Annotated in this window: 15 protein-coding genes; 7 read left to right on the top strand and 8 right to left on the bottom strand. The window is 38.5% G+C overall.

What is annotated here, in order from left to right; genetic code table 11:
• Positions 1 to 11: 11 nt before the first annotated feature.
• The 3 genes from PR761_RS06425 to punC form a co-directional block, all read right to left on the bottom strand.
• Positions 12 to 263, bottom strand: coding sequence for a helix-turn-helix domain-containing protein (locus tag PR761_RS06425; RefSeq protein WP_230083591.1), 252 nt, complete (start codon positions 261 to 263; stop codon positions 12 to 14).
• A 35-nt stretch (positions 264 to 298) separates the two neighbouring features.
• A complete protein-coding gene (locus tag PR761_RS06430; protein WP_230083592.1) occupies positions 299 to 766 on the bottom strand; it encodes a hypothetical protein in 468 nt (155 codons plus the stop codon).
• Between the two features lie 150 nt (positions 767 to 916).
• Positions 917 to 2,143 (bottom strand): purine nucleoside transporter PunC, encoded by a 1,227-nt coding sequence (punC, locus tag PR761_RS06435; protein ID WP_006813252.1) that lies wholly within the window; start codon positions 2,141 to 2,143, stop codon positions 917 to 919.
• A gap of 123 nt (positions 2,144 to 2,266) precedes the next feature.
• Here punC and punR point away from each other — a divergent pair, with 123 nt between their 5' ends.
• Entirely contained in the window at positions 2,267 to 3,172 is a 906-nt protein-coding gene (gene punR, locus PR761_RS06440) for a DNA-binding transcriptional activator PunR (protein WP_006813251.1), read from the top strand.
• A gap of 11 nt (positions 3,173 to 3,183) precedes the next feature.
• Here punR and purR read toward each other — a convergent pair whose 3' ends face one another.
• Together purR and sodB are read right to left on the bottom strand one after the other, a co-directional pair.
• Entirely contained in the window at positions 3,184 to 4,209 is a 1,026-nt protein-coding gene (purR, locus tag PR761_RS06445; protein WP_039854157.1) for an HTH-type transcriptional repressor PurR, read from the bottom strand.
• Between the two features lie 441 nt (positions 4,210 to 4,650).
• Entirely contained in the window at positions 4,651 to 5,229 is a 579-nt protein-coding gene (gene sodB, locus PR761_RS06450) for a superoxide dismutase [Fe] (RefSeq protein WP_006813249.1), read from the bottom strand.
• Between the two features lie 578 nt (positions 5,230 to 5,807).
• On the opposite strand from sodB, the gene PR761_RS06455 reads away from it, so the two are divergent.
• Positions 5,808 to 6,155, top strand: a complete 348-nt coding sequence (locus PR761_RS06455; RefSeq protein WP_006813248.1) for a Grx4 family monothiol glutaredoxin — start codon at positions 5,808 to 5,810, stop codon at positions 6,153 to 6,155.
• Between the two features lie 96 nt (positions 6,156 to 6,251).
• Here the strand turns inward: PR761_RS06455 and rnt are convergent, their stop codons facing one another.
• Positions 6,252 to 6,896 carry a ribonuclease T gene (gene rnt, locus PR761_RS06460; protein ID WP_006813247.1) on the bottom strand — a complete coding sequence of 215 codons (645 nt, stop codon included), beginning with the start codon at positions 6,894 to 6,896 and terminating at the stop codon, positions 6,252 to 6,254.
• A 126-nt stretch (positions 6,897 to 7,022) separates the two neighbouring features.
• On the bottom strand, positions 7,023 to 7,430 hold the full coding sequence (gene gloA / locus PR761_RS06465; protein ID WP_039854154.1) for a lactoylglutathione lyase: 408 nt from the start codon (positions 7,428 to 7,430) through the stop codon (positions 7,023 to 7,025).
• 177 nt (positions 7,431 to 7,607) lie between these two features.
• Here gloA and PR761_RS06470 point away from each other — a divergent pair, with 177 nt between their 5' ends.
• Both PR761_RS06470 and slyA read left to right on the top strand, forming a co-directional pair.
• Positions 7,608 to 7,847: a DUF1289 domain-containing protein gene (locus PR761_RS06470; protein ID WP_039854151.1), complete on the top strand. Its 240-nt coding sequence runs from the start codon at positions 7,608 to 7,610 to the stop codon at positions 7,845 to 7,847.
• A 550-nt stretch (positions 7,848 to 8,397) separates the two neighbouring features.
• On the top strand, positions 8,398 to 8,832 hold the full coding sequence (gene slyA / locus PR761_RS06475; RefSeq protein WP_039854149.1) for a transcriptional regulator SlyA: 435 nt from the start codon (positions 8,398 to 8,400) through the stop codon (positions 8,830 to 8,832).
• Between the two features lie 388 nt (positions 8,833 to 9,220).
• Here slyA and PR761_RS06480 read toward each other — a convergent pair whose 3' ends face one another.
• Positions 9,221 to 9,688, bottom strand: a complete 468-nt coding sequence (locus tag PR761_RS06480) for a glycine zipper 2TM domain-containing protein (protein ID WP_039854148.1) — start codon at positions 9,686 to 9,688, stop codon at positions 9,221 to 9,223.
• Between the two features lie 536 nt (positions 9,689 to 10,224).
• On the opposite strand from PR761_RS06480, the gene anmK reads away from it, so the two are divergent.
• From anmK to tyrS, 3 genes are all read left to right on the top strand, one after another.
• Positions 10,225 to 11,361: an anhydro-N-acetylmuramic acid kinase gene (gene anmK / locus PR761_RS06485; protein ID WP_006813242.1), complete on the top strand. Its 1,137-nt coding sequence runs from the start codon at positions 10,225 to 10,227 to the stop codon at positions 11,359 to 11,361.
• A 4-nt stretch (positions 11,362 to 11,365) separates the two neighbouring features.
• On the top strand, positions 11,366 to 12,019 hold the full coding sequence (pdxH, locus tag PR761_RS06490; protein ID WP_006813241.1) for a pyridoxamine 5'-phosphate oxidase: 654 nt from the start codon (positions 11,366 to 11,368) through the stop codon (positions 12,017 to 12,019).
• A gap of 160 nt (positions 12,020 to 12,179) precedes the next feature.
• Positions 12,180 to 13,454, top strand: a complete 1,275-nt coding sequence (tyrS, locus tag PR761_RS06495) for a tyrosine--tRNA ligase (RefSeq protein ID WP_039854143.1) — start codon at positions 12,180 to 12,182, stop codon at positions 13,452 to 13,454.
• Positions 13,455 to 13,563: the final 109 nt, after the last annotated feature.

The raw sequence follows: 13,563 nt of genomic DNA on the forward strand, positions 1-13,563 counted from the left end.
TGTATTAAGAACTATCTTAATGGAGACTTTGTTTTTGTATTGTAAAAAAGCGAATAGTTTGATTTCAAAAACGCCGTCGGCGTCATAGTAAAGTATCGTTTAAAATCGCGATAAAAGTGGGATTGATCATAATAGCCTGTTTCAAACCAGCGATAGGTATCTTGTTCTTTTACCATGGTTTTTAATACATGTTCAAGACGGCAATTGATCTGGTAACGTTTTGGTGTGATACCAAATTCTTTTAGAAACTCTTTTTGTATCAAACGAGCACTATAGCCAGTGTCATTTGCTATTTCCGTTATTTTTTCTCTGGATTACGGTATAGCGTATTGAGAACCTGATCAATAAAGTGAGTTTTCTTTGTCGCTTTATTTGCGTAGAAATAATCGTGTAATTCTTTAAAGGAAGAGTTAGCCAATGATTTAAACCAATTATCGTTCCAAATATGGCTCAGTGGCATAGGAGTATCTGTAAAGTTTAAGGTTCGTAGAGGAAGTAAAAAGCGTAATGCATCATGACGAATACGTAAGACCATAACCGTGGCATTGTTAGGAATTGCAGTAAAAATATTAATTCTTGGAATGATGAGTTGATATGGATTTATAGATGTATGGGCGTCAGTGGACATGCTGATATTGGTCGAAGAAATCCATATTTCCGCACCAGTGCCTGGAAATATTTTAATAGGAGATGTGAACTTCTTGATGATTAAAATTGAGCTCACAAACTCTTTTAATTCATCTGGTGGGTAATACTGTTTTAGCATGGCTCTCAAAAACTCATCATTGAATGATTTTATGATAGCCTGTTTTGAATATAAAATTAACCCTATAAATTATTCGTAACTAATTGAAGATAAAAAAGCCACATCGCTTATTGAAGTGTGATGTGGCTAAGTCGTGGCTAGTTGAAATAATTAGGAATTATGTTGGTACTCAGCACGCTTTACCTCATTATTCGACTTTACGGCACAACGTTGCATCCAATAACCAATAATCATCGGAATAATAGTAAACGCCATAACGCCAGTTGTTGCGAGTAATGGGTTGAAAGCAAGAGCAGAGACAAGCAAGCTAGCTAAGAAGCACAAACCGAGTTGCAGTGCATTCTGTAAAGCGGCCGCTTTGCCACTGGCTGTTGGGAATGCATTCAGTGCTTTCGAAACCGCAATGGGATAGGAGGCTCCATTCATCGCTGCCATAAAGCAGAATGGAATTAGAATTAAGGTTAATGTTGGTTGGCTATACAGTGCCATGATAAACAGTATGGACATACTAATAGCATAACCAATTAATAATAATGGGAATAACAGCTCAGCTCGCACTTTTATCAAAACAAAGCGGCAGCCGTATCCACCGACAATAAATGCCAGAGTTTGCGGGATGTAGCTTAAGCCGATGTCAGCAGGGTTAAAGCCCATATCACGTAAGATAAATGGTGAGCCAGTTAACCATGCAAAAAAACCTGCGCTACAAGAAGCATAAATCAGCACGTTTCCACTAAAGATACGGGAACTCATTAATTTTGAAAAAGAAATTTTATCTGATGGAGATTTTTCTTCTAAAACTGTTTTTGGCGTGATTTTCTTTAAAAATAAAGTCGGCAGAAGCAACAGAACGCCAACCATCATAAGAACAACAAAAATAAACTCCCAATCTTTATGCTCTAATACCCAAGCACCCAATAGTGGCGCTAAAGCCGGAGACAGAGCAACAAGAGGCATAATTGAAGCAAAGACTTTTTGAGTATCTGCTTCATCATAGCGATCAATAACTAATGCTTGCCAGAGTACTGCAGCCGAACATACACCGACAGCCTGTAAAAAGCGCAGTATTAACAATTGAGTTGCATCTGTAACCCACAACATTCCGAGGCAACTAATAATAAATAGTGATAATCCAGCGATCAGAATTGGCTTACGACCTAATTTATCTGAAAGGGGCCCCCACAGTAGTTGAGCAAAAGCAAAACCAGCTAAAAAAATACTGAGTGAAGCGCTGATAGCACCTTCAGTTGTATTCAGGGAGGTTTGCATAGCACCAAAGGCTGGCAGATACATATCGATGGCCAAAAAACCTAGCATGCTTAACCCTGCAAGGTAAATCAGAAAACCGGAAGAGTTTTTTGTCGCAGTATTGGTCATAGTATTTTACTTAATTAATATTTGAAATAATGTTAACGATTATCTTATTGTATAGGCTGTTTTTTTACATTGTGAAACGGTAATATTTGGACTCTGTTATCAAATATTTTGAAAGGAACGCGTATGTGGTCAGCGCATGCACTTGAAGTAATTGATGCTGTTGCTCGAACGGGAAGTTTTAGCGGTGCCGCCGAAGAGCTGCATCGTGTGCCTTCTGCAATCAGTTATACTGTAAAGCAAATTGAGGAATGGCTTGCTGTACCTCTATTTGAACGACGCCATCGTGATGTTGTGCTCACTGAAGCGGGTGTTATTTTTATCAAGGAAGGACGATCAGTTATCAAAAAAATGACTGATACCCGCCATATGTGTCAGCAAGTGGCAAATGGCTGGCGTGGGCAATTTAGTATTGCTGTGGATTGTATTGTTAAACCACAGCGAACAGAGCAATTGATCTTGGATTTTTATCGACATTTTCCTGACATCGAATTATTTATTCACCCTGAGGTTTTTAATGGGGTATGGGATGCCTTAGCTGATGGGCGTGTAGATGTGGCTATCGGTGCTACACGCGCGTCTCCAATTGGTGAGCGTTACAGTTTTCGTGATATGGGATTTATGTCTTGGCGCTGTGTTGCTAGTCCTGATCATCCGTTAGCTCAAATTGAAAACAAGCTTTCTGATGACCAAATGCGTCAATATCCTAGCTTATGTTTAGAGGATACATCACGCAGTTTACCTAAAAGAGATACATGGGCACTGGATAACCAGCGACGCTTAGTGGTGCCATACTGGGAGAGTGGATTAACTTGTTTGATGAATGGTCTTTGCGTTGGAATGGTACCGGAACACCGTGCAGCACCATTATGTGAACAAGGGAAGTTGGTGGAGTTAAAGCTATCACAACCATTTCCATCGAGCCCTTGTTGTTTAACTTGGGTAGAGAATAATCCTTCTCCAGCGTTGAGTTGGTTACTGGATTATCTTGGCGATAGTGAAACCCTCAACGCTGAATGGTTATCGTCCTGAATAAGGCATCCTTATCGACGATAATCAATAAATGGACCATCCGCGACAGAGCGACGCTCAACTAAGCGAGGATGAACTTCAATCGTCTGTGCATCTTCGCGTTTATTAACAATACGGTCGAGCAACATCGTAAATGCCATCTGACCTAAACGTTCTTTAGGTTGATGGATGGTAGTCAATGCAGGGGTAAAATAACGAGCATTACGCACATTATCATAACCAATAATGGAAATATCTTGTGGGACGCGCAAGCCCATTTCATCAGCAGCGCAGATGGCTCCCATCGCCATAATATCCCCACCACAGAAGACGGCAGTAGGGCGATGCTTATTACTTAAAATTTGCATCATGGCTTTATAGCCGGATTCTGGTTCGAAATCCCCTTGAACGATCCATTCATCTCTTAGGGTAACCTTGGCTTCTTCCATGGCCTTTTTAAAGCCAGTAAGCCGCCCTATACCTGTGTTTCTTTCAAGGGAGCCAGGGATCACTCCAATGTCACGATGACCTCGATCAATTAAGTAACGCCCAGCAAGATAACCACCATGGAAAGAGTTATCAATAATACTATCTGTAAAGTCGCCTCGAGATGTACCCCAATCCATTACGACCATGGGGATATTGCGATAGTCTTCCAGCATACTGATAAGAGTGTCAGGGTATTCGGAACACATCACCAATAAGCCATCAACACGCTTTTGCGCTAACATTTGCAGATAGGCTTTTTGTTTACCTAAGTTACTATGGGAGTTACATAAAATTAGGGTATAGCCTTTTTCATAGCAACTATTTTCTACCGACTCAATAACTTCAGCAAAATAGGGCGCTTCACTTGATGTTGCCAGTAAGCCAATAGACTTTGTATGGTTGACTTTTAAACTACGGGCAACCGCACTTGGTGAATAATTAAGCTCTTTGATGGCAGCCCAAACGGCTGTCTTTGTATCATCAGCGACAAAACGCGTCTTGTTGATAACATGGGAGACGGTTGTGGTGGAGACGCCAGCACGCTTCGCCACATCTTTAATCGTTGCCATGGGAAGAAAAAACTCCTGACCAGACTTGGTCTCTAAAAGAATTCTAGTTAAATAATTACCTGCATATTGATGCATTGACCCTTTACAAGCAATAATTTAGCGATTTGTTATCGATTTTGTCTGATCTAGCGCAAAAACGAAAGAAATAATTGATGTTATAACATGTGACATAAGCACTGGTTTTGCATTTTTGTGGATGTATACTAAATTAACCGTTGTATTGGCATGGTTAATATTACTTCAACTTCTTTACTTTAAATGAGAGGAACTCATGGATACAGATTTTAAATATGGATTAATGGCGGCAATGGGCTCTTTAGTTGTAATTATTCTTTTTGCCGTACATATTTTTTGATTTCTTTTTTCACCACCATTGAAGGTGAAAAACAATTAAGGGCGAGTATGATACTCGCCCTTAATCATTTTAGATCTGAACTACAATTAAGCCAGATTTTCTTCAACAAATTTCCAGTTAACCAGCGCCCAGAAGTTTTCTAAGTATTTTGGACGTGCGTTACGGTAGTCGATATAGTAAGCATGTTCCCAGATATCAACAGTCAAAATAGGTTTATCATCACCAGAAATTGGTGTTGCTGCGTTAGATGTATTAACGATAGCTAGACTACCATCAGCTTTTTTAACTAACCAAGTCCAACCTGCGCCAAAATTTTTAATAGCAGCATCTGTGAATTGCTCTTTGAACTGAGCAAAAGAACCGAATGCTTTATTGATAGCTTCTGCAACTTTGCCAGTAGGTTCGCCACCTGCATTAGGGGCTAAGCAGTGCCAATAAAAAGTGTGGTTCCAAACTTGAGCGGCGTTATTGAATACACCAGCCTCAGAAGTTTTAATGATTTCTTCTAAAGACAAACCTTCAAATTTAGTCCCTTTGATTAGGTTGTTCAGGTTAACAACATAAGTATTATGGTGTTTACCGTAATGATATTCTAAGGTCTCTGCAGAGATATGAGGTTCTAAAGCATCTTTAGCATACGGTAGAGCTGGTAATTCAAAAGACATTGCGTACTCCTTGATTGCTTTTATTCAATATTTAGGGTGTTTGCTCGTAAAATGAGCTGAAATTGTTCTTACTTCTATTATTACAGCTAAAACGTTAACGTCGTATTATGCTGTTTGATATATCATTTAATTATCATCATAGGATACAACTTTTAATAATAAAAAGCCTATCCCATGATGCTATTAATGACTAAGTTTTTGTTGGGTATATTCAAGTTTTACCTCGGCAACCTCTCCACTTTTAGCTTTTATTGAGTATGGAAAAGCATTCAGTGTTATTAATTTGCTAATATATTAACAAACAACAACCATAATTACACTGTAAAAACAGCGCAGTAAAATAGACATTTGTAAAATAGAACCAATGTACGCAGCTTTTCACCTTTTGAGTGAAGCAAGTAGGAGTGCTATAGTAATCACCTTACAAAACTGGCATATTGTATGAAACTATCACTGAGCTGTTTACGATGTTTTAACAGTGCCGAGAAGTCATTCCAGTTGATGAGTTCGGTATATAAAGAGGCGGGTAATACTGCTAATTGACTACAAAATCAGCACCCATGCTTTAGGAATTAGAAATGACAACAATTGAAAAAATTGAGCGCCAAGTTAAAGAAAATCCAATTTTATTATATATGAAAGGCTCGCCAAAGCTGCCAAGCTGTGGCTTTTCTGCTCAAGCAGTGCAAGCTCTATCTTCTTGTGGTGAGCGTTTTGCTTACGTTGATATTTTACAGAATCCAGATATCCGTGCAGAATTACCAAAATACGCCAACTGGCCAACATTCCCACAACTATGGGTCGATGGTGAATTAGTTGGTGGATGCGATATTATTGTTGAGATGTTCCAGCGTGGCGAGTTACAAACGCTAATTAAGGAAACTGCGGATAAATATCGTTCGGCGGATGACGCGGTCTCTGAATAGTTTACTGCTGTTGTAATTTGTTAAAGTTACATCAAGTAATAAAAACCGTATTAGTATTTTAAAGTCTAATACGGTTTTTTTATGTAGTTACTTACACTATTCGGATTCTGCGGGGAGGGGCCAACCACCGAGCTTCTTCCATTTATTCACGAGTTCGCAGAACAGGAGCGCAGTTCGATTGGTATCATATAATGCGCCATGAGCTTGTTTTCCATCAAAAGGAATTCCTGCGGTAACACAGGCTTTAGCCAAAATAGTTTGCCCAAAAACTAAGCCACTTAATGCGGCTGTATCGAAAGTGGCAAAAGGGTGGAAAGGATTACGTTTTAAGCCAGAACGCTCTGCTGCATTCATCACAAAGCTATGGTCAAAATTAGCGTTATGGGCCACCATTATGGCTCGATTACAGTCAGTATTTTTCATCCCTTTGCGGATCGTTTTAAATATGGCATGCAAAGCATCATATTCACTGACTGCACCGCGTAATGGATTTGTTGGGTCAATACCCGTGAATGCAAGCGCTGCAGGCTCTAGGTTAGCGCCCTCAAAAGGCTCCACATGAAAATGTAAAGTCTCATCAATAGATAACCAACCTTCATTATCCATTTTCAAAGTAATTGCCGCTATTTCTAATAGACCGTCCGTTTTAGGATTAAAGCCACCAGTTTCAACATCAATAACGACAGGGTAGTAACCTCGGAAGCGATTTACCAGTGAGTTAGGATTATTTTTTTCAGACATTTGACTTTCAGTTTACGGTTTCTGGTTGGCTTTTATTATGCCAAAGGGAATATATTTTTGTCGCTAAATACAATAGAAAATTTAGGTGGACATGAAAGCCACCTAAATTTTAAACAATTGAGTTGATTAGTGACCTAACCCTTTACTTGCACTTTTATTTTCAATTAATTCAATTTTATACCCATCAGGGTCTTCCACAAAGGCAATCACAGTAGAGCCACCTTTTACTGGGCCTGCTTCTCGAGTAATTTTTCCACCAGCTTGGCGAATATCATTACAGGTCTTTGCAACATCGTCTACACCGAGTGCAATATGCCCATAAGCATTACCCATTTCGTATTCAGTAACACCCCAGTTATAAGTTAGTTCAATCACTGCACCTTCGCTTTCATCGCTATAACCCACAAAAGCGAGAGAGTATTTATATTCAGGATTTTCACTCGTACGTAATAGACGCATACCCAAAACGTCGGTATAAAAATCAATGGAACGTTGCATATCAGTCACACGTAACATGGTATGAAGTAAGCGCATAAAATTCTCCCTATAAATTTTCACATCATAATGCCGAATCGATTTATCTATTAATATAACGTGGGTATATTGCTAAATACAGCGATTACAGTTTATTTTTTATTCAATTAATGGTTATATTCATTTTTTGGGAGTATATCATATATTTATGACTTTGATTGCGGGGAGGGATTAACTATGGCAGAACAACTTGAATTTTTTGAGATTCCTAGCCCTTGTCGCGGGATATGTCAAACCAATGAGCAGGGTTATTGCCGAGGTTGCTATAGGACTCGGGATGAAAGATTTGGATGGTTACAATTGACTAATGCTCAAAAACGTCATGTGGTTCGTTTATGCCGTCAACGGTTACTAAGAGCAAATAGTAAAAAAGTGATACAAGAAGAAATAATTGATCTGCAACAGTCACTTTTCTAATTTATTACGGTATGTAATTATTTTTATCTATATGCTTTAATATTAATAATTCAATCAATCGATTGTTGAAAAGATTCATATTAAATTATATTAGATTAAACTTATTTCGTAAGTTATCTTTCAATTAAATTTTATTTATAAAAATTAGTGATGGTATTATTCTGAACCCCTTGTAAAAAACATAACTTTAAGAATAACTATATTCTTTTGTTTTTAAACAATTTATTTGCCATTGCTTTTTTTATTGTTAGTTGTAATTACTATAAGGGTTAAAATAGATAGATTTGAAAGCAGAGTAAGGCTATTCTTATTAATAAGATAATTGATAGATTATCTTATTAAGAAATTGAATTGTTTTTTTATAAAAATATGATTAATAATCAAGTTTGATGTCACCAAATAAGTCATTGATTATCACTATATATAGGTATTTGATAGGTAAATGGTCAATAAAATGTTGTCAATATAAAAGGAAATTAATATATAATTTAAAAAATAATATGTGTTTGGTATATTTTTTAGTCATTATAATTATATAAAGGAGGGTAAATTGGAATCTCAAATCGGAACTGAATTATCTCGTGTAGTTCGTATGTGGCGGGCATTAATTGATCATCGTCTAAAGCCGCTTAAATTAACGCAAACTCACTGGGTAACGTTGCATAATATTAGTCAGCTACCACCGGAGCAATCGCAAATTCAGTTGGCAAAAGCTATTGGTATCGAGCAGCCATCTTTGGTTAGAACCCTAGACCAACTCGAAGAAAAACGCTTAATTTCACGTCATATTTGTGCCAATGATAGGAGAGCGAAAAGAATTAAACTGACAGAGGAATCAGAGCCTTTTATCAAAACGGTCGATCAAGTGATTAATAATACGCGTACTGAAATTTTAAGCAATATTAGTCATGATGAGCTCAGTCAATTATCCCTGCTTCTATTAAGGTTGGAGAAAAACATTCTGAGACTACAGAGTGATTCTTAAAAGTAAATGGAACTTAATCTGAATGATATATTTTATTGTGATTTACGATAATTATTTAAAATAAAATTATTTCTTTATCATGGTACTGTTTTCATATGTGTACATATCTATTGGTTCAGTTCGTTTTTATCCATGCGATTTGTAAAATGAAGATGATTTTTATTTTATTATTCACATAGTCACACTGGGAAAATATATGATTAAAATCAGATATCACAAAATTTATTGCTGTACAGGTATACATAAAAATATATTTTTGATATTAATCTCGATGTTTAATTGATTTTATTAAAATGATTTAAAAATTAATTAATTTGAGTTTGGTTGTGTAGATTATAAAAATAATGTTCACCGACAATGAGGTCGGTGAACATATATAATCGTTAGATTAGCGAGGGGATACAGTGACAGAGTTACCGCTGTTTGCAATCATTACACGCTGACCGACGCGGAAAGCGTTAGGGTCTTGTTTCTGAACGACAACAATATTTTTACCACTGTCTAAACGAATCTCTAACTGTACGCCTTGGCTTTTATTTAAAGCCCCTTGAGCTTGCTGACCAGCTAAACCACCTGCAATTGCACCAGCCGCTGTTGCTAAACTTTTACCTGTACCACCGCCAACAGTATTACCTAATAAACCACCGAGTACAGCACCACCAATAGCTCCAATGACATTAGCATCTTCGCCTGCTTGAATAGTAACAGGGCGAGCATTGAGAATTGTACCATAAGTGACAGTCTGAACCTGTTTCGCATCCTGAGCTGAAATAGTATCACCAGAAAGCGTACTGGTATTGACACAGCCTGATAACATAGCAACTGCAACAACACCTACAAAAACTTTCTTAAGCATAATGACTCCTATGAGATTTGCTGTCTGTGGCACTAACATAGCATCGTATATTTGTTTTCACCATAAGCACAACAACATCAAAAAATTGTATTAGACACCGAGATTTAGACTACTAATTCTGAATTAAATAGTTTGTAAACACTAGGTGAAATTTCTCAAATTTATTCTAAAACCCTAATTAAAGGCATTCTTTGTCAAATACTCATAGCAACAGTGCATTTTTTGAATATCACTTCTAGACAATTGCTAAATTAGGATTATCAATATCTATAGTTAACAGCAACCAATAACTACTATCTTTAGGTTTAGCAGATAATTATAGATTGAACCATTATAAATCAAATTAAAATTAGGGGGATAGAAAAACGATGAACTGTTGTTATTTTGTTCAATACGGTGATTTAATTTATCAATTATTTATTAAACCTGCGAAGCGGTACGAGAAACTGAATCGATCAGTTGACAAATAGCGTTATCAAAGCACAATCTTTCATGGCTTACTTCACTCAAAACGGGATCTCTGAAGGGATAATAAGATGATTAAATCGGGTCGCTACATCGGTGTTATGTCAGGAACCAGTTTAGACGGAGTTGATGTTGTCTTGGCTGCTATTAATGATAAATTTGTTGCAGAGCAGTCTAGTCTAAATGCTTCATTTCCCATTGAGTTGAAAAAAAGAATTTTAAACATCTGTCAGGGACAAGAAACGACACTATCTGAAATTGGGCAGATTGACCGAGAACTTGGCACTTTATATGCTGACGCTATTAATCAGTTACTCGAACAAACAGGGTTGTCTCCTGAGGATATTATAGCCATAGGTTGCCACGGGCAAACGGTATGGCATGAACCCGATAGCGATACACCATTTACGATGCAAATTGGGGATAATAATCGGATTGCCGCACTGACGGGGATCACCACTGTCGGGGATTTTCGTCGTAGAGATATGGCATATGGTGGGCAAGGTGCTCCGCTTGTTCCTGCTTTTCATCTTGCTGTACTTGGGCATCCAACTGAAAAACGAATTGTGCTCAATATTGGTGGAATTGCCAACATTACAACATTATTTCCTGGCGCCCATATCAAAGGATATGATACTGGTCCAGGCAATATGCTAATGGATACTTGGGTATGGCGTAATCAACAGCAAGCTTATGACAAAGATGGCGAATGGGCTGAAAGCGGAAAGGTAAATCAAGCATTATTAAATGACATGCTTAATGACCATTATTTTAAACGAGCAGCGCCGAAAAGTACGGGGCGTGAATATTTCAATATGCAGTGGCTAGAACAGCACTTAGCACATTATCCTCTCTTGGCACCTCAAGATATTCAAGCAACTCTCTGTGAGTTAACTGCTGCATCTATCGCCGATCAAGTCACTCTATGTGGCGGTTGCGAGCGCTTAATTGTTTGTGGTGGAGGTGCTCTAAATAAATTTTTAATGTCGCGTTTAGCGGCACTACTTCCCGGTATTGAAGTCGCTGCGAGTGATAAATTTGGGCTTAGTGGTGATGATATGGAAGCGTTGGCTTTTGCATGGTTAGCCGCCCGTACAATCGCCGGATTACCGGGAAATCTAGCTTCAGTTACAGGGGCTAATCGAGATACGGTACTTGGTGCAATTTATCCAACTAATATTGATAAAAACAACCGTTTTAAAGGATAGAAGAATGAATGAGCTCGATGAAGTAGATCTTGCCGCAGTTCGTCGTGAATACACAAAAGGCGGTTTAAGACGTAAAGATTTAACCACAGACCCAATTTCATTATTTGAACGTTGGTTAAAACAGGCTTGTGAAGCACGTTTAAGCGATCCAACTGCCATGTGTGTAGCAACGGTTGATGAAACAGGGCAACCTTATCAACGGATCGTCCTATTAAAGCATTTTGATGAGAAGGGGTTGGTGTTTTATACCAATCTGGGAAGTCGCAAAGCACAACATTTAGAACATAATAATAAAATCAGTTTGCACTTTCCATGGTACCAATTAGAACGACAAGTTCATTTTACGGGGGTTGCTGAGCGTTTAAGCCCAATCGAAGTTTTGAAGTACTTCCATAGTCGCCCTAAAGATAGCCAGATTGCAGCTTGGGCATCACAGCAATCATCAAGAATATCCGCCCGCGGGATACTTGAAGGGAAGTTTCTTGAATTAAAACAAAAATTCCAAAATGGTGAAGTGCCATTACCGAGTTTTTGGGGGGGCTATCGGGTCGTGTTTAACAGTGTCGAATTTTGGCAAGGTGGCGCTCATCGCTTACATGACCGCTTTTTATACCAAAGGGAAGGGGATGCTTGGGTTATTGACAGATTGGCTCCCTAATAAATAGTTTTTTAGCTGGCACTTAATTGATATGCGCTTTATGCTATAGCCGCACTTAAGAAAATTGACAAATAACACTGACGGACTTTTGAGCAGAGCCTAGCTCCGCCAGTTTTTTATACTAAAACAGATAGACAAAATTCAACCGATGGAGTCATTGATGTCTAGCAATAACCTGATTAAACAATTGCAAGAGCGGGGCCTCGTTGCCCAGGTAACGGATGAGGATGCGTTAGCAGAGAGACTGGCGCAAGGCCCTATCTCTCTCTATTGTGGCTTCGACCCTACCGCAGATAGCTTGCACTTGGGACATCTGGTTCCTTTGCTGTGTTTAAAACGATTCCAACTAGCCGGGCATAAGCCTGTGGCGTTGGTAGGTGGCGCAACGGGCCTGATTGGCGATCCGAGTTTTAAAGCTACTGAACGTAAATTGAACACCGCAGAAACCGTTCAAGAGTGGGTAGAAAAAATCCGTAACCAAGTTTCGCCATTCCTAAGCTTTGATTGTGGCGATAATAGCGCACGCCTAGCTAACAACTACGATTGGTTTGGTAAAATGGACGTTCTGACATTCTTACGTGACATTGGTAAACACTTCTCTGTGAACCAAATGATCAACCGTGAGTCTGTTAAACAGCGCTTGAATCGTGATGATGTCGGTATCTCTTTCACTGAATTTGCTTATAACTTATTACAAGGTTATGACTTTGCGAACATGAATAAAGAGATGGGAGTTGAATTACAAATTGGTGGTTCAGACCAATGGGGTAATATTACTTCTGGTATCGATTTAACTCGTCGCTTACATCAAAACCAAGTCTTCGGTTTGACTGTTCCACTGATCACGAAAGCGGATGGAACTAAATTTGGTAAGACAGAGGGTGGTGCTGTTTGGTTGGATCCAAAGAAAACCAGCCAATATAAATTCTACCAATTCTGGATCAATACAGCTGATGCGGATGTTTATCGTTTCCTAAAATTCTTTACTTTCATGGAATTAAGCGAAATTAACGCACTGGAAGAAGAAGATAAAAATAGTGGTAAAGCGCCACGAGCTCAGTATGTATTAGCAGAGCAAGTGACCAAATTGGTTCACGGTGAAGCGGGATTAGCGGCAGCAAAACGTATTACAGAGAGTTTATTCTCAGGTGCAGTTTCTGATTTAACAGAAGCTGACTTAGAGCAATTAGCTCAGGATGGTATGCCAAATATCACATTAGAAGTAGGCGCTGACCTTCAGCAAGCTTTAGTGGATTCAGAATTGGCACCTTCTCGCGGTCAAGCAAGAACTGCAATCAGCTCGAACGCAGTATCAATTAACGGTCAAAAACAAACGGAACCAATGTATGTGTTTACTGATGCGGACCGTTTATTTGGTCGTTTTACGCTTATCCGCCGCGGTAAGAAAAATGACTGCTTAATCAACTGGAAATAGCTCTGACTAACCTTTGTCATATCAAGCCCAGAAATATTCTGGGCTATTTATAATAACAAATGGCTAATCACTGATTTCTCTTCATTCGACATAACAATTCTCTGGGTTT

It is taken from the genome of Providencia sp. PROV210 (assembly GCF_028479445.1).
GTDB classification, from domain to species: Bacteria; Pseudomonadota; Gammaproteobacteria; order Enterobacterales; family Enterobacteriaceae; genus Providencia; species Providencia rustigianii.